The sequence below is a fragment of the Janthinobacterium woesei genome (assembly GCF_051380875.1).
GTDB lineage: Bacteria > Pseudomonadota > Gammaproteobacteria > Burkholderiales > Burkholderiaceae_D > Janthinobacterium.
The window spans coordinates 105,917-122,689 of the sequence record NZ_JBNYXW010000002.1 but is presented as its reverse complement, the minus strand read 5'-3'; the positions used below and the strand labels follow the sequence as shown (position 1 = coordinate 122,689).

Genomic DNA, 16,773 nt, shown 5'->3' with positions numbered 1-16,773 from the left:
AAGCGCGCTATTTGGCTTGCCGGTTGGTCATCACCACGCCGGCAATCGTTACCGCACCGCCCACCAGCATCGAGGCCAGCACCGGCTCGCCCAAGAGCGCCGCCGCCAGCACGATGCCGAACACCGGCACGAGGTTATTGAAGACGGCCGTGCGCGACGGTCCCAGCGCTTTCACGCCCTCGTAATACCAGACAAAGCCGATCACCGTGCCAAACACGCCCAGGTAGCCGATGGCGGCCCACACCTGCCAGCCAAAGCTGCGCCACGGCACCGTGGGAAACTCCACCGCCGCGCCCACCAGCAAGAAGGCCAGGCCCCACATCGAGGCATACGTGGTGGCGGCGATCGGCGACAGGCCCTTCAGTGCGACGCGGCCGATGAGGGTGTAGGCGGCCCAGCTGCAGATACCGCAAAACATGAAGATTTCACCGGCTTTGACGCCGCCGCCCGTGCCGTGCAGCAGGCCGGCGACATCCCCGCGCGTGATGACGATGGCCGTGCCGCAAAACGCCAGCATGATGCCCAGCCACTTGATGGCGCCCAGCCGTTCGCGGAACAGGCACGCCGAGGCCAGCGCCGTGACGATGGGGTTCAAGGCCACGAACAGGGCCGTGCGTCCCGCCGGCATGCGCGACAGGGCCGCCAGGAAGCACAGGTTGTACAGGAAGATACCCGTCAGGCCCAGCGCGGCCGTCGTCGCCAGCTGCTTGCGGTTCAGGCGCGGCAAGCCCCCTTCGAATTTCCAGGCCAGCAAGACCAGCAGCAGCACGGCGACGCCGAAGCGCCCGCTGGCGGCCGTCATGGGCGGCATCTGCTGCGCCAGCACGCGCCCCGCGATAAAGGTGCCGCCCCAGAACAGGGCAACGAAAATCAGTTTGATGTAGACGAGCGGCGACTGCACGGCGAGCAGCGGCGATGGGGATACGGCAGAAGAGCGCATGGGGATATCCGGTAAAGCCGCTTGTGCGGCGGGTGGTGTACGTATATATTAATACTAATATCAACTCATGAAATAATGAGTAAATACTCATACATAAAACAAATACTGAGGAAGCCACAGCCATGACCTTCACGCAACTGGAAATTTTTACCCTGGTGGCCGAACTGCACGGCTTTTCCGCTGCCGCCGCGCAGCTGGGCATCAGCCAGTCGGCCGTCTCGCACGCCTTGAAGGCGCTGGAAAAGGAAATGGGCGTGGGCCTCATCGTGCGCCACCAGGCCTCGGCCGAGCTGACGGACGTGGGCCGCCAGCTGCTGGTGCGCGCGCGCGAAATCCTTGGCCTGTCCGAAGCCATGCGCCAGGAAGCGGCCGACGTGCTGGGCCAGCGCCAGGGCACCCTGCGCATCGGCTCCTTCGGCCCTACTTCCTCATTGAATTTGCTGCCGGCCATCACGGCGCAATTTCGCCTGCGCTATCCGGGCATCGACCTGCGCATCGACGAAGGCCCCGACCATGAAGTGGTGCAATGGATACGCGAGCGCCGCGTGGACGTGGGCTTCGTCGTGCTGCCCGACGAGCGCTTCGACACGGCGCCGCTGGTGGAAGACCAGATGATGGCGCTGGTGCCGCGCAGCCACCGGCTGGCGCAGTTCAAGGCCATTACCCTGGCGCAACTGTGCGAGGGGCCGTTCATCATGTCCGAGGCGGGCTGCGCCTGCCTGATCGAGCCCCTGTTCGCCAACGCGGGGCTGCAGCCGCACGTGCCCTACCGCATCAGCCAGGTGATCACCATCCTCGACATGGTCAGCCGCGGCGAGGGCCTGTCCATCGTCGCCGAACTGGCTCTGCCGCAGCGGCTGCGCGAGCAGTATCCGGAGCTGGTCGCCCTGCCCTTGAGCCCGCCCGTCAGCCGCAAGGTGGGCCTGGCCGTGCGCGACCGGCGCCAGAATACGCCAGCCACGAATGCGTTTTTTGAAGTCGCGAAACAAATGGCGCCGACACTGGCGCCCCGGCGCGCCTAGAACGTTTCCCACTCCTCGCTGCGTTCCGGCTTGCGCTGCGTTGCAATCCTGGCACGTTGCGCTTGCGCAATACGCGCTGCGGCAAGCGGGCGCGCGGCAGGCCTGGCCGATTGCGCCGGCGCTACATGCCCGTCATCGAGCTTGAACACGCCCACTACCTGCGACAAGGTAGTGGCCTGGTCCTGCAAGCTTTCGGCGGCCGCCGCCGCCTCTTCCACCAGGGCCGCATTTTGCTGCGTCACCTGGTCCATTTGCGCAATCGCCTGGTTCACCTGTTCGATGCCGGAACTCTGCTCCAGGCTGGCGGAGGTAATCTCGCCCATGATGTCGGTCACGCGCTGGACGCTGTCGACGATCTCCTGCATCGTCGCGCCAGCGTCGTCGACCAGCCGGGTACCCGTGTCGACGGCGCTGACCGACTCGTCGATCAGGGTCTTGATTTCCTTGGCCGCCGCGCTGGAGCGCTGCGCCAGGCTGCGCACTTCCGTGGCCACCACGGCAAAGCCGCGCCCCTGCTCGCCGGCGCGCGCCGCTTCCACGGCCGCGTTCAGGGCCAGGATATTCGTCTGGAAGGCAATGCCGTCGATCACGCTGATGATGTCGACGATCTTGTGCGAGGAAGCATTGATCGAGGTCATGGTCTGGACCACTTGCGCCACCACCTGCCCACCCTTGCTGGCCACGCTGGACGCCGACACGGCCATCTGGTTGGCCTGGCGCGCATTCTCCGCATTTTGCTTCACGGTACTGGTCAGCTCTTCCATCGAGGCGGCCGTCTCTTCCAGCGAACTGGCTTGCTGTTCCGTGCGCGAGGACAGATCCTGGTTGCCGGCGGCAATTTCCGATGAGGAAATCTTCACCGATACACTGGCCGTGCGGATTTTCACCAGCACGGCGGCGATCTTGTCGACGAAGCGGTTGAAGGCGCCTGCGATCTGCGCCAGCTCGTCCACGCCGGAAGCGTCGAGGCGGCGCGTCAGGTCGCCCTCGCCTGAGGCGATATCGTCGAGCGCGGCGCGCACCAGTTCCAAACGCTTGAGCATGGCAAACACCAGCAGCGACAGCAGCGCTGCCGCTGCACCGGTCAGCAGCACGGCCGTGAGCGTAGCCGTCGCCAGCATCGTCTGCAAGGCCTGCATGGCTTCCTGCTGGTCCAGCACCACAGCCAGCAGCCAGCTGGTTCCCGCCACGCGCGTCACATACAGCTTGCCGTCGCGCTCGTTCAAGCGCACGGCCTCGCTCTGGGCCGCGCTTTCCAGCCGGTTGATCTGCTGGGGCGACAGCGCCGCATCGAGTTTCGCCACCGGCTGCAAGCTCAGATCCTTGTTCGCATGGGCGATGATGGTGCCGCCCTGGTCAACCAGGAAGGCAAAACTGTGCGGCGTCGGCTTGATCGCCACCACGTTGGCGATGACGGTATCGAGCAGCACGTCGGCGCCCGCCACGCCCGTCGGCGCCTCTTTCGGACCCACGGGCGCCGTGAACGAGACCACCAGCTGGTGGCTGGCCGCATCGACATAGGGCGGCGTCAGCATCGGCACGCCCGCCTTGACGGTATCGGTGTACCAGGCGCGCACGGTAGGGTCGAAATCGGCGGGGCGCCCTGGCTTGGTAAACAGCGAGCGCTTGTCCGCGTAGCCGATGAACACTTCCGCGAAATCGCCGGCCTTTTCCGCGATCTGCAAGGCGCGCAGCGGATCGGGCGTCTCGGCCGACAGCAACACGGAAGCCATGACCTTTTTCTTGCCATCGACCCATTGCGCCAGCACGGCAGACTGGCTGTGCAGCAACTGCTGCATCTGCTGGTCCGACGACGCCAGCATGCTGTTGCGCGTGGTGACGTAATTGGCCAGCGACAAGGCCAGCATGGACAGCACGACGATGGCAACGCAAATGAGCACCAGCCGCGTGCGCAATGATGAAAACATGATGACTCCCTGGATTTGATTTTTATGGTGTTGACACGCTGCGCTTGCGCTACCACGCCTGCCGTACGCCGGACAAGGCCAGGGAGTTCGCAAAAACATTTCCACGCATCAACACTTCGACTCTTCGCAGTTTTACACAAAAATCGGAACAAAAGGATGAAATATTCGGAATATTGAATTAAATAGCCACATGAATAGCGGCGCGGAAGATGTTGACAACATACGGAAATTGCCACATAGTTAATTTTCCCATCAACAGCAAGCGATTGCGCCTGCCACATGAAAGTCTCACATCAGAAAGCCTCGCCGCCACTGGCACGCTATGCGCTGGCGCTGTGCTTCAGCGTGGCAGGCTTGTTGCATTTCATTTTTCCCGCAGCCTACGCGGGCATCATGCCGCCCTGGCTGCCAGCGCCGCTGCTGCTCGTGTATGTCAGCGGCGCGTGCGAGCTTGCCGGCGCCCTCGGCCTGCTGCCCGTGCGGACGCGGCACCTGGCCGGCATCGGTTTGATCGCGCTGTCGCTGGCGGTGCTGCCGGCAAACGTGCAGATGCTGCTGAACGCGCGCGCGGCAGGCGACCCGGCCTGGCAACAAGGCTTGCTGCTGTTGCGCCTGCCCTTGCAGGCGGCGCTGATCTGGTGGATCTGGAGGGTCAGCAGGCAATCATGCCGCTAGTCTATCAGCCCCCGCAGCCCGCTGGCGCGCTGCGTGCGGCGCAGAATCGCGTCGAACAGCACGGCCTGCGTGGGCGAAACCAAAGTAAAGAAGTCGCGCGCGCGCGTGATGCCCGTGTAGACCAGTTCGCGCGCCAGCATGGCGCCGCCCTCCTGCGGCAGCACCAGCACCGTATGCCGGAATTCCGAACCTTGCGACTTGTGCACCGTCATGGCGAACGCCGTTTCCACGTGGCGCAAGCGCGTGGCCAGCACGCTGCGCACGTTCTCGCCCTCCAAAAAATACACGCGCAAGGAACCTGGCCGCGCCGGATCGCGCAGGGTCAGGCCGATGTCGCCATTGAACACGCCCGTGCCGTAGTCGTTGCGCGTGACCATCACGGGACGCCCCACATACCATTCGCTGCGGCGTATCAGGCCTTCCTTTTCCAGGCGCAGCTCGATGGCCGTGTTCAGGCCCGCCACGCCCCACTCGCCTTCACGCACGGCGCACAGGATGCGGAACGACTCAAAGCTGTGCAGCACGGCGCGCACCCAGTCGTCATGCTGCGCGTAGCCTTCTCCACCGGCATTCACCAGTTCCAGGTAGGGCTGGTAGCCGCCCGGCGCGTCAAGACGTCCGCGCAAGGCCAGGCGCAGCACGTCGTCCGGCTGCGCCGGCACGATCCACGCCACCTTGCCGCCGTTATCGTTTGCCAAACACGCCTGCGCGGCGCGCGGCTGGCCCGCATTCACGGCCAGCGCCAGTTCGCCGATCGGGCCGCTGAAACGGTGGCTGTGGCGCAGCATCACCGTCTGCTGCGCCAGCGCGCCAGCCGCGCCGGGTTCCCCTGAAAATTGCGCGGGAATGGCCACGCCGCTGGCCGCCTGTGCATAGGCGATGGTGTCGGCGGTGTAGCCGCCCGCCTGCGCGTCGTGGCACAAGTCGCCCAGCACGGCGCCCGCCTCCACCGACGCCAGTTGATCCTTGTCGCCCAGCAGGATCAATATGGCGGTGGACGGCAAGGCGTCCAGCACCGACGCCATCATCTCCAGGTGCACCATCGATGCTTCATCGACGATCAGCACGTCGACGTCGAGCGGATTGCCCGCGTGGTGGGCGAAGGCGCGCGTATCGGGCCGCGCGCCCAGCAAACTATGCAGGGTGCGCGCGGCGCCCATGCGCCGCGCCAGTTCCAGCAAGGGCAAGGCTTCCCCAACCTTTTCGGCCAATCCGCTCAATGCCTTGTCGATTGACTGTTTCAGGCGCGCGGCCGCCTTGCCTGTGGGCGCAGCCAGGGCGATGCGCAGCTGCTCCGGCTGCGGCGAGACGGCAAACAGCAAGGTCAGCAAACTGGCCACCGTATAGGTTTTTCCCGTGCCGGGGCCACCCGTGATGATGGCCACCTTGCCGCGCAGGGCGATGGCGCACGCCACTTTTTGCCAGTCCGGGCCAGCGTCCCTGGTGGGCTGGTCAAACAAAATATCCAGCCATTGCCGCACCTGCGCCAGTGGCGGCGTGGTCAAGTCCTGCGCGCGCGCGGCGATTTTCCCGCCCACCAGCGTTTCGTCGCGCCAGTAGCGGCGCAAATACAGGCGCTCGCCATCGAGCACCAGTGGCTGCTGCATCTCGGGGGCGCCTACCTGCCACACTTGCGGCGCCCGCGCCAGCAACGCGCGCCAGCCACCCGTCGATTCGGGCAGCGGGCCGGCAACGGCCAGCACCGCATGCCACAGCTCTTCGCTCCAGCCCAGCAACTGCGATGGCTCGCCAGCCAGGTCGGCCAGCATCAGACAGCTGTGGCCCCGCCCTTCCAGCTCGGACAGTACCACGCACGCCACGCCCACGGCAGCAGTATCGGGCCCGGCGGGTGCGCCCTCGTCCAGCGTGGCGATGAAACGGGCAAAGGCGGCGCTCAGGCGGCGCAGATGGCCCGCCTCGGCGGCGCCGTCAAAATGGCGGAACAGCGCGTCCAGCTTCGGGTCATGCTTCATGGTGTTCCGTTTCTTCTAACAATTGATCGAGTCCATCCAGCAGCTCCAGCTGCGGCGCCAGCCAGTAGCAGCCATGCGTCTGCGCATTGGCGATACCGCGCAAGAACAGGAAAATGGCGCCGCCCAAATGCTCGGCAGGGTCGTACGCATCACCGAGACGGCTTTTCAGCAGCCGGTGCAGCGCCAGCATGTAGATGGCGCCCTGGATATCGTAGCGGTGCTGCGCCATGCCGGCCGCCAGCGCGCCCGTGTGGTAAGCCCCGTCGTTGGCACCCAGCGCATTCGACTTGTAGTCGAGCACCCAGTAGCGCCCCTCCCTTTCGATGACCAAATCGGCAAAGCCTTTCAGCATGCCATGCAGCTGGCGCCGCGGCAGCACGGGACGGGGCGCGCCATCGAGCAGCAAGCGCGTGCACAGCCTGTCGAGCGCCTCGGTGGACAGGTGTTCGCTGGGGAACCAGAACTCCATCTCCGACAGGGTGCTATCGAGCTGCGACAGCGATGCATCCAGCAACGGCAGCGGCGTGATGGCCACCTCGCGCAGCCAGGCGATGGCGTCTTCCTGGCGGTGGCCCCAGCCCGCCCGCTCGCAGCGCGCGGCCATGCGCGTGTCGAAGTGCTCGTCGTGGACGCAGTCAAAGCCTTCGCCGCCCATCCACTCCAGTTGCTCGTGCAGGAAATTGCCGGGCACGGAGCCGCGCGGGAAACGGTGCCACGGCGCGTCGTCCGTGTGTAACTGCGGCACGACAGCGGCGCCCGCACCGTCTTCCAGCAAGGTCTCTTCCAGCGCGCGCTGCGGCACATGGGCGACAGACACAGCGCCGATCTGGCGCGTCAGCGAGGTAAAGCTGCCCACCGACCAGTCGCGCTCGAACTCGCCCACGAACACGGGCGCGGGGCGCAGCTCGGGCCGCTGTTCCACCCGATCGAGCACCGTGCAGGCATCGGGCTGCGCCAGCGTGCTGACATAAATGGCGTCGCAGCTACCCGCCACCTGCTGCCAGCGCAGCAGCAACTGCTCAAACGGCAGCTTGTCGCCGCCCGTCAGCAAGTAGCCCAGCGCCGATTCATGCAGGGTGTTTTCGCCCGCCTTGCGCGCCGCCTGCGCGGCCACGCCCAGCCACAGGAAGTGGCGCGCGCGCGTCAAGGCCACGTACAGCAGGCGCAAGTCTTCCTCGATGCGCGCCTCTTCGACAGCAGCCATGGCCTCGTCGGACAGCGACAAATCGATGCGCCGCTCGCCTTCGGCGTCCGCATACTCGAAGAAGCTGCGGTTGCGCTTGTCGACCTTGCGCGCCGTGACGGCAAACGGCAAATACACCAGCGGGTATTCAAGGCCCTTGGATTTATGCACGGTGATGACCTTCACCAGCTCCGCATCGCTCTCCAGGCGCAGCACGCGCTCGTCGCCACTCTCGCCCTCGCCGGCGATCTGCTCGGCCAGCCAGCGTATCAGGGCCTGTTCGCCGTCGAGCTGGCGGCTGGCCGATTGCAGCAGCTCGGCCAGGTGCAGCAGATTCGTCAAACGCCGTTCGCCGCCCGTCTGCTGCAGCAGCATGGCGGGTAATTGCAATTCATGGATGAAGCGGCGCAGCATGGCCAGCACGCCCTGGCGCTGCCAGATCAGGTGCAAGGCCTTCAGCTGCTCCACGCGCCTTTCCCATTCCAGTTCATCCTGCGACAAGCGCGCCAGCTCGCCCAGCGACAGGCCGATGGTGCGCGTGGCAAAGGCGGCGCGCGCCAGTCCCCCATCGAGCGGATTGGCCAGCGCCGCCAGCCAGCGCAGCACGTCTTGCGCTTCCTCGCTGTCGACGACGGAATCCTTGTCGGACAAATACACGCTGGCGACGCGTCGGCGCGCCAATGCCCGGCGGATGGCCGCCGCCTCCTTGCGGTCGCGCACCAGCACGGCGACATCGGCCGGATGCAGCCGCACGAAGCCGTCTGGCCCATCGAAACCGGCTTGCGGGTCGCCCAGCATGGCCACGATGTGTTCGGCGCAGTGCTGGGCGAAATACTCGCGGTAGCTGTCGCCGTGCAGCGATTCATCGCTGGCGCAGGCGGCCAGCAGCGCCGGCAGCGGGCCGCTGGCGCTCACCAGACGCTCATCGCGGCCCTTGGCATCGACCGCCTCGAACGGCAGCGGATTGTCGCCATTTTTCCGGTAGCGGAAGGCGCCGGCCGGCACTTCCGCCCTTTCGGCATGCAGGAACAGCTGGTTGACGGCAGCCACCAGCGGCGCCGTCGAACGGTAATTGGTGCCCAGCTGGTAATGACGGCCGGCGGTGGCGCGCCGCGCCGCCAGGTAGCTCTGGATATCGGCGCCGCGAAAGCCGTAGATCGACTGTTTCGGGTCGCCAATCAGGAACAAACCTTGCGCTGGATCATTCTCGGCAATGCGGTACAACAAATTGAAGATCTGATACTGTGCAGGTGCCGTATCCTGGAATTCATCGACCATGGCCAGCGGGTATTGATCGACGATGCGCTGGCGCAGGGCCGCGCCATTTTCGCCGGCCAGCGCGTCGTGCAGGCGCTGCAGCATGTCGGCAAAGCCGAACTGGCGCGACTGCCGCTTCAACTGGTCCATGCGCCGCGCAATGGCCGCCGCCGCATGCAGGTGCAGCGTGTGCGCCAGCGGGCTCAATGCGGCCAGCGCCCGTCCCAGCTCTTCGGTGTGCTCGAAGCAGGCCGGCACGGCGGCCGTGAAACTCTTGGCAAACGCATCTTCGATGCCAAATGGCGTCAAACGCTCCCACGCCTTGGCCGTGATGGCCGGCTGCAGCAAGAGCGGGTCTTGCGCCCACTGGCGCAAGCCATCGAACCACTTCGCCAGGTTTTCCGGCTTCATCTTGACGCCATTGAAACACTTGGGATTGACGGCGCGGTGGTCGTTGATCCAGGCCGCCATCTGGTTGGCGCGCTCGACCCAGCCCGCCTTCAGGCTGGCCAGCTGCGCGCCCAGCGCCCGCTGTTCGCGCGCGATCAGCACCAATAATGGCTCATCGCCGGCCATCTGCATGCTGCCGGCGCGGCGCGCCAGTTCGCGCACGCCCTTTTTCAATGCGCCGACGTCGGGCCAGCAATCGAGCAGCACGCCCAAAGCCTGCGGCGACAATGGATACACTTGCTGGCGCCAGTAATCGTGGGCCGCATCTTCGAACAGGGCTTGCTCATCGCTGACCAGTTCTTCATCGAACAGGCTGCCGCTGTCGAACGCATGCTCGCGCAGCATGCGCTGGCACCAGGCGTCGATGGTGAAGATGGCCGCTTCATCCATCGTCTCGGCGGCCAGCATCAAGCGGTGCGCGGCCTTTTGCCGCTCGCTCTCGTCCGGGTAGGAGACCAGCAAAGCATCCAGGAAGGCATCATCGCCGCCAGACTCGTGGCGGAAATACGCAGCCGCCTCGATCAGCCGCTCGCGCACGCGGTTCGACAATTCGCGCGTGGCGGCGCGGGTAAACGTCATCACCAGGATGTCGGCTGGCAGCAGCGGGCGGGCGAAACGGCTGTCCGCGTCGCCGTGGCCCAGCACGAGCCGCACGTACAGCGCGGCGATGGTCCAGGTCTTGCCGGTGCCGGCGGACGCTTCGATCAGGCGCGAGCCATGCAGGGGAAACGCCAGGGGATTGAGCAAATGGCTCGTCATGCTTCTTCTCCGGCGCCATCATTGGGCGCGCTAATCGGGTCGATGGTAATGTGCTCCTGAAGCCAGTCGGCCAGCGGGCCATACAGCTCGCGCGTGCAGTCCTGCCACGCTTCATCGGCTGCCAGGGCGGAAAACTCAGGCCACAGGCGGGCCAGGCACAGTTCCTCGCGCTCGCCCGAGATGTCAAAGCCACCATCGTAGACTGCGCGCGGGTCGCCGCCCTGCACCAGCGCCAGCCCCGTCTTGCAGGCGGTGGGCAGCGGATGGTTCATGCCTTCGCGCCACAGCGCCAGCAAGGTGGCCAGCGCCGCGCGCGCGGCGTTTGGCTCCAGTGGCGCCATGCTGATGATGGCGTCGCGCGCCACCAGGTAGCCAGTGACGGGCAAGCCCAGGGCGGCGGCGGCCAGCTGGCGCAGCCACATCAGCATCAGCTTGTCGCCGCGCGCCTGGCCGCTCTTGTCCGTCACCTTCGAGGAAATCTGCATCAGCCAGGCCGTTTCCTGCCCGTCGCTGCACAATTTGTCGAGCCAGTCGTCGATCTGCAGCTCGCCAAACACCAGGTTGATGGCGCGCTTGTCGGCCGCCAGCGGGAACGAGGCGCGCAGGGATAGCCAGGCGCTGCGCACGGGCACCAGCGCCTCGACCAACTGCGCCTGCACCTGCTGGCCGATCAGGCCTATCGGCAGCACGCCTTCGCGCGCCAGCCGCTCTGCGCGCGCCTGCAGGCTGGCGCGCACGTCGTCAATCGCTTCGACGGCGCCGCCGTCATCGAGCATGGTGTCTTCCAGCAGATAGCGCTCCAGGGCATTCAGGCCAAACGGCTCCTCATCCTCGCCCAGCATGGCCGCGTCGGCAAAATGTACGCTGAGACGGCGGCGGAAGAAGTATTTGACAGGCTGGCGCAGGAAGCTGGCCAGCTCGCCCAGCTTCAGGCGCGTGCCGGGATCGAGTTCGTAGGGTCTCAGCGGCAGCTCCCCGGACTGCGCCTGCACATCAGCATGGGCATCGGCGTGGGCCACGCGCCATTCGCGCGCATAGGTGAGCAAGCCGCCCGCCTCGAAATAGCGGCGGCTGAATGGCTGCAGCGCATGCTCCGTCGTCAGGCTTGCCAGGTGGCGCTCCAGCGACCAGCCAGCGGCCAGATAGTCGCGCAGCTGCGACACCAGCACGGACGGCGGCTGCTCGGAATTGTCGCGCACATTGCGCCCCACCCAGCTCACATACAGCTTGTCGCGCGCGGCCAGCAAGGCTTCGAGCATCAGGTAGCGGTCATCGTCGCGGCGCGAACGGTCGCCGGGACGCGCCATGCCGGGCAGCGCCAGCAAGTCGAAATCGGCTTTCGGCGCCCGGCGCGGAAAATCGCCATCGTTCATGCCCAGCAGGCACACCACGCGAAACGGCACGGCGCGCATCGGCATCAGGGTGCAGAACGTGACGCCACCGGAGACAAACTGGTGGTTCAGGGTCGGTTCGTCCAGTGCGCTCAACCACGCCACGCGCAGCACGGACAAGGGCACTTGCTCGACAAAGCCCGCATGCTCGCAGGTTTCCAGCCAGCGCAGCAAGGCGTTTTCCAGCTGCGCCAGGGTCAATCGGTCGCCCTCGTCATCGGCGTCAAAGAAGGCGGCCAGCAGCGCGCGCGCCTGTTCGCCCCATTCCTTCGGCGTGCGCGTGGCGGCCAGCACGCCGCGCCATTGCAGCAGCGCCTCGACCAGCTGCGCCAGGGACCCCGCCAGCGCCGCATCGAGGCCGCCCACTTCCGCATACGGCTCGATGCCGTGGAAATTGGCGCCACTGCCGCTGGCGTAGCCGAGCAGCATGCGCCGCACGCCGAAGATCCACGCATTCTGTTCGCCCGCCGCGCCCAGCCCCAGGCCGCTGCGGTGCGCCTGGTCCAGGCCCCAGCGCACGCCGGCGCCCTCGATCCAGGCGCCCAGGGTGGCCAGGTCGTCGGGCTGCAAGCCGAAGCGGGCCGCCAGTGCCGGCACGTCGAGCAAGTCGCGCACTTCGCTCTGGCGGCAGCGCTGCTGCGGCAGATGCAGCAGCCATTCCAGCGCGACGAGCAGCGGATTGACGCTGCGATCCTTCACATCGCCGATTTCAAACGGAATGAATCGCTCGTCGTTGCGCCGGTACTGGCCGAAGACGGCGTGGATGGCGGCCGTGAAGGTGTCGATATCGGGCACCATCACGACCACGTCGCGCGGACGCAATCCCGTCTCGCTGCTGCGCGCGAACATGGCCAGCAACTGGTCGTGCAGCACTTCCACTTCGCGCTGCACGCTGTGCGCGACGTGGAATTCGATCGAGCGGTCAGCGGCATCGGGCGGCACTTGCACGTGTTCGGCCAGCGGGCGCAGTTCGCGGATAGCCACCTGCACCTGCTGCAGCAAGGTCTCGCCCGTTTCTTCGCCAAACAGGTCGATGCGCAGGCTGTCGTCGCGCCCTTCAGCGGCCGCATGTTCATCGAATTCATCGAGCATGCGGATGAAATCGCGCCCTTGCCGGCCCCAGCTCGCCAGCAGCGGGTGGCTGTGCGCATGCAGCTCTTCGAGCGGGATTTGCGCCAGATCATGCCCATTGCGCTGCTGCTGGCGTTTATTCGCCGCGCGCAGCAAGTCGCGCCCGTCGATGATGTCACCCCAGTAAAACTGGCACGGATTGGGCACGGCCAGCACCACCTGCGTGTGGCGCGCCAGTGCCGCCAGCGCCTGCAAGGTTTGATACGGCAAGGCCGAGACGCCAAACAGCACCACGCGGCGCGGCAGCTTGGCCGCAGGCGCTTCGCCGGCGGCAATCGCCGCCAGGAAGGCTTCGTGGATATCGGCGCGGCCCGTTTCACGCTCGAAGGCCTCGACGTCGGCCCCCACGGCGCGCCACAACTGCGCCTGCCAGCGCTGGTCCTCTTTCAGCGCGATGGCTACACCACGCGCCGTGCGCAGCTGGTCGCGCCCTGCCGCCCAATCGGCGAGCCAGTCGGCGCGGTAGACCTGGTACTGGTCGAACAAGTCGGCCAGGCGCTCGGCCAGCTGCAGCCGGCGCTCGCAATCGCCATCGGCCAGGAAATAGCGCAGCGGCGCGAAGACAGGGTCGGCCAGCAAGGATGGCAAGAGGCGCATCAAGCGCCAGGTCAGCGGCGATTTATCGAATGGCGAAACGCTCGGCACGCGTTCGCGGCCCAGCATGCCCCGGTAGCTTTCCCATAGAAGGCGCGCCGGCAAGGCGATGCGCGTGGCGGCGCACACCCCCATCTCCTCGGCCAGGGCGATTTTCAGCCACTCGGCCACGCCATTCGACTGCACCAGGAAGATGTCGGTTTCCAAAGGCGCCAGCGGATGCTGGCGCAGCCACTGGAAGACGGCGGCGCGCAGCTGTTCGAGCTGGTTACCGTGCAGGATGAGGAGGCCGGGCGTGACGGTAGTTTGCATGCTGTTCCGATGGGTTGCCGCGCCCCCGCCCTGATGGCCGGAGACGTCAAAGACGTATTATCGCCGCTGCCTGCGTCAGGGCGCGTCGCTGGCGACAAATTCCAGTGAAATTTGTTCGGCCACCTGGGCCAGGGCCGGCCCCAGCGCCGTCAGCAAGGCGCGCGCCTGCTGCATGTCGCCGCCCAGGCGCAAGCCTTCGATCGCCGTGCACAGGGCGGCAAAGCCATGCGCGCCCACGGCCAGCGCCGACGACTTGCTGCGGTGACCCAGGTCCGCCAGGCGCCCCAGGTCTTCCAGCGCCATGGCTTGCTCCATTTCAGCGATGCCATCGCGCGCCGTGTCGAGGAACAGCTGGGCATACTTGCGCATCTTGACGGCGTCGTTGCTGAACGTCAGCGCCAGGGTAGCCAGGTCGAGGATGGCCGTATCGCGCAGTTCCAGGGCGGCCGGCGACGGCCGCACCTTCTGCACAACGGCCAGCGTGTCGCCCATGCCCGCGCGGCCCATGCCGCCAATCCCGCCGCGCAGGCGGAACCATTTCGCCAGCAGGTGGAACAGCAGATTCGGGGCGATCGGCTTGGTGACGAATTCGTCCATGCCAGCCGCCAGGCAGCGGGCGCGGTCTTCGCTGCCCGCGTTGGCCGTCATGGCAATCACCAGCAGGCCGGACAAAAGCGGATCGGCGCGGATGCGGCGCGTCGCCTCGAAGCCGTCCATTTCCGGCATCTGCACATCCATCAGCACGCAGTCGTAGCGCTGCCGGGCCAGCAAGTCGAGCGCTTCGCGGCCGTTGCCCGCCACGCAAACGGTGGCGCCCGCGTCTTCCAGCAATTCGCAGCCCACCTGCTGGCTGAAGATATTGTCTTCCACCAGCAGGATGGAAGCGCCACGGATCACGCCCAGCACTTCCGGTTCCACCTCGGCGATGCCGTCGTCGCTGGTCTGCGCGCACTTTTCCAGGCACGCCGTAAACCAGAATGTGCTGCCCTGGCCCGGCTGGCTGTACACGCCGACCTTGCCTTTCATGAGTTCAGCGAGCTGCTTGCTGATCACCAGTCCCAGGCCGCTGCCGCCATATTTGCGGGTGGTCGACGGGTCGGCCTGATGGAAGGAGCGGAACAACTGCGCCACCTCTTCCTGCTGCATGCCGATGCCCCGGTCCTGCACCTCGAAGCGCAGCATGCCATGGCTGCCGCGCTCCTCGGACTGGCGCACGCGCACGAAGATGCTGCCCTTGTCGGAAAACTTGATGGCGTTGCTGGCCAGGTTCAGCAAGATCTGCTCCAGGCGCAGCGGATCGCCGCGCCAGCGCTGCGGCAAGTCTTGCGCAATATCAAACTGCAGGGTCAGGCCCTTGACGGCGGCCGCTTCGCCCAGCTGGCTGGCGATGTTACCCAGCAGGGTATCGAGCCGAAAGTCCAGCACTTCCAGTTCCAGCTTGCCCGCCTCGATCTTGGAAAAATCGAGAATGTCGTTGATCAATCCCAGCAAGTGCTGGCCCGAATGGTAGATTTTTTGCAGGTAATCGCGCTGGCGCACGTCGGCCACCGATTTCAGCGCCAGGTGCGCCATGCCGATGATGCTGTTCATGGGCGTGCGGATCTCATGGCTCATGTTCGACAGGAAATCGCTCTTGGCCTGGCTGGCCGCGTCGGCCTGCGCCTTCAGGCGGTGCAGTTCCGTCACATCGGTGGACAGGCCGATCAGGCCAGTGACGGGGCCGGGCAAGCCGAGTGGCACCTTCACGCTCCACAAGTGATGCACCTGGCCTTGCGCATCGACAAAGCACTCTTCGCCGACGAACTTGACGCCGCTGTCGAATACCTGGCGTTCGGTGCGCTGCGCGGCGGCGGCCGCATCACCGAGCATCAACTCGCCATCCTGGCGGCCTATCACCTGCTCGGCGGCGCGGCCCAGGATGCTTGCCGTACGGGCATTCACGTAGCGGTAGCGCAGATCGGCATCCTTCATGTAGACATAGGCGTCGACGCTGTCGAGCACCGTGTCGAGCAGGGTGCGCTGCGCAACGGCGCTGCGGCGCGAGCGGTACAGGGTGTAGATATAGCCATAAATGAGCAAGGTGCCCGCCACCCCGACGGCCAGCGCCAGCCACGGAAAATAGCGGTCAAAGCCGCTGTACAGCTCCGCCTTGCGCACGCGAAAATGGGCTTTCCATAGGCCGCCCTGGTACGTCACGGGCAGCACCTGGTCGAAATAAGCGGCATCGCTGCCCGCTTGCGGCGGCGCTGCCGCCAGGTCGCCGTCATCGTTGAACAGCAACCGGTCTTGCGGCGTGATGCGCAAGATGCCTACGGCAGGCACGGGGTCGGCGGCGCTATACAAGGTCAGGTGCAGCGGCTCGAGCGCGCTGCGTTCGAACGCGCTGTGCACCAGTTGCGCCACGCCAAAGCCGATGCCCACCGAACCCTGGTAGGCGGCGCGGCGCTCGGCCACGCTGCCCTGCGGCATGCCGTTGCGGTACACAGGCAGGCGCATGCCCAGGCCCACGTGCGCGGGCGGCCCCTTGATCATGATCACCTGGCCCGACGCGCTGACCTCGCCGCTGTCGCGCGCCTGGGCCAAGGCCTGCGCCACCAGCGCATTGGCGCCGATATCGACGCCCATGCGTTCGGCCAGCAGGGAATCGGGCTCCAGGTAGGTGAGCACCGTATAGTCTGGCCGCTCGCCGGGCGGGCGGATGGTGAAGGCGGGATAGCCGCGCGGCGCCAGGCTGGTGTCCGTGCGCACGCCGACGACAAAGGCGGCGCGCTGGGCTTGCGTCAGCGCAACGGCATAGTTGACCGATTCGATGGCGGGAAACTGGCGCGCGATATCGAGGCCGCCCACGTAATCGTGGAACTGCCGGCGCGTGAGGTTTTCGCTGGTGCGAAACAGCGCTTCGAGTCCGCGCAGCAGGTCGGCATAGCCTTTCACGCGCGTCGCCAGGCTATGCTGGGCGCCATGCGTGAGGTTGTCGAAACGCTGTTCGGCGTCATCATCGACGGTGCGCGCCGCCCCCGCATACAGGGCACCGCCCACCGCCAGCGCCAGCAGCACGCCTGCCGCCCAGATCCTGATGCCCGCTGCCGTCCCGCCTTTGCTCAAAGTGTGCATTGTCGATCGCTTATTCCGGTTCCTCGAATGTGGGGCGCAATCCC

At 66.1% G+C, this 16,773-nt stretch carries 8 protein-coding genes; 2 read left to right on the top strand and 6 right to left on the bottom strand.

Annotation, left to right across the window (positions count from 1 at the left end; all coding sequences use genetic code 11):
* Positions 1-7 precede the first annotated feature (7 nt).
* Positions 8-940 (bottom strand): DMT family transporter, encoded by a 933-nt coding sequence (locus ACQ4W6_RS02290; protein WP_436565563.1) that lies wholly within the window; start codon positions 938-940, stop codon positions 8-10.
* A 122-nt stretch (positions 941-1,062) separates the two neighbouring features.
* Between ACQ4W6_RS02290 and ACQ4W6_RS02285 the strand changes: the two genes are divergently transcribed.
* Positions 1,063-1,962, top strand: coding sequence for a LysR family transcriptional regulator (locus tag ACQ4W6_RS02285; protein ID WP_436565562.1), 900 nt, complete (start codon positions 1,063-1,065; stop codon positions 1,960-1,962).
* Here the strand turns inward: ACQ4W6_RS02285 and ACQ4W6_RS02280 are convergent.
* Positions 1,959-3,890: a methyl-accepting chemotaxis protein gene (locus tag ACQ4W6_RS02280; RefSeq protein WP_436565561.1), complete on the bottom strand. Its 1,932-nt coding sequence runs from the start codon at positions 3,888-3,890 to the stop codon at positions 1,959-1,961. The genes ACQ4W6_RS02285 and ACQ4W6_RS02280 overlap by 4 nt on opposite strands.
* 279 nt (positions 3,891-4,169) lie before the next feature.
* On the opposite strand from ACQ4W6_RS02280, the gene ACQ4W6_RS02275 reads away from it, so the two are divergent.
* Positions 4,170-4,565, top strand: coding sequence for a DoxX family protein (locus ACQ4W6_RS02275; protein ID WP_436565560.1), 396 nt, complete (start codon positions 4,170-4,172; stop codon positions 4,563-4,565).
* On the opposite strand, the gene recD is transcribed toward ACQ4W6_RS02275, so the two are convergent.
* The 4 genes from recD to ACQ4W6_RS02255 form a co-directional block, all read right to left on the bottom strand.
* Positions 4,562-6,538, bottom strand: coding sequence for an exodeoxyribonuclease V subunit alpha (gene recD / locus ACQ4W6_RS02270; RefSeq protein WP_436565559.1), 1,977 nt, complete (start codon positions 6,536-6,538; stop codon positions 4,562-4,564). The two genes, ACQ4W6_RS02275 and recD, sit on opposite strands and share 4 nt — an antisense overlap.
* Positions 6,528-10,187, bottom strand: coding sequence for an exodeoxyribonuclease V subunit beta (gene recB, locus ACQ4W6_RS02265; RefSeq protein ID WP_436565558.1), 3,660 nt, complete (start codon positions 10,185-10,187; stop codon positions 6,528-6,530). Before recB ends, recD begins: the two co-directional genes overlap by 11 nt.
* A complete protein-coding gene (gene recC / locus ACQ4W6_RS02260) occupies positions 10,184-13,615 on the bottom strand; it encodes an exodeoxyribonuclease V subunit gamma (RefSeq protein ID WP_436565557.1) in 3,432 nt (1,143 codons plus the stop codon). Before recC ends, recB begins: the two co-directional genes overlap by 4 nt.
* A 75-nt stretch (positions 13,616-13,690) precedes the next feature.
* Positions 13,691-16,729: a CHASE domain-containing protein gene (locus tag ACQ4W6_RS02255; RefSeq protein WP_436565556.1), complete on the bottom strand. Its 3,039-nt coding sequence runs from the start codon at positions 16,727-16,729 to the stop codon at positions 13,691-13,693.
* Between the last annotated feature and the right edge of the window lie 44 nt (positions 16,730-16,773).

Bases quoted from the DNA above. Each gene is read 5' to 3' on its own strand.
- ACQ4W6_RS02290 (WP_436565563.1), bottom strand. From the start codon at position 940: ATGCGCTCTTCTGCCGTATCCCCATCGCCGCTGCTCGCCGTGCAGTCG.
- ACQ4W6_RS02285 (WP_436565562.1), top strand. From the start codon at position 1,063: ATGACCTTCACGCAACTGGAAATTTTTACCCTGGTGGCCGAACTGCAC.
- ACQ4W6_RS02280 (WP_436565561.1), bottom strand. From the start codon at position 3,890: ATGTTTTCATCATTGCGCACGCGGCTGGTGCTCATTTGCGTTGCCATC.
- ACQ4W6_RS02275 (WP_436565560.1), top strand. From the start codon at position 4,170: ATGAAAGTCTCACATCAGAAAGCCTCGCCGCCACTGGCACGCTATGCG.
- recD (WP_436565559.1), bottom strand. From the start codon at position 6,538: ATGAAGCATGACCCGAAGCTGGACGCGCTGTTCCGCCATTTTGACGGC.
- recB (WP_436565558.1), bottom strand. From the start codon at position 10,187: ATGACGAGCCATTTGCTCAATCCCCTGGCGTTTCCCCTGCATGGCTCG.
- recC (WP_436565557.1), bottom strand. From the start codon at position 13,615: ATGCAAACTACCGTCACGCCCGGCCTCCTCATCCTGCACGGTAACCAG.
- ACQ4W6_RS02255 (WP_436565556.1), bottom strand. From the start codon at position 16,729: ATGCACACTTTGAGCAAAGGCGGGACGGCAGCGGGCATCAGGATCTGG.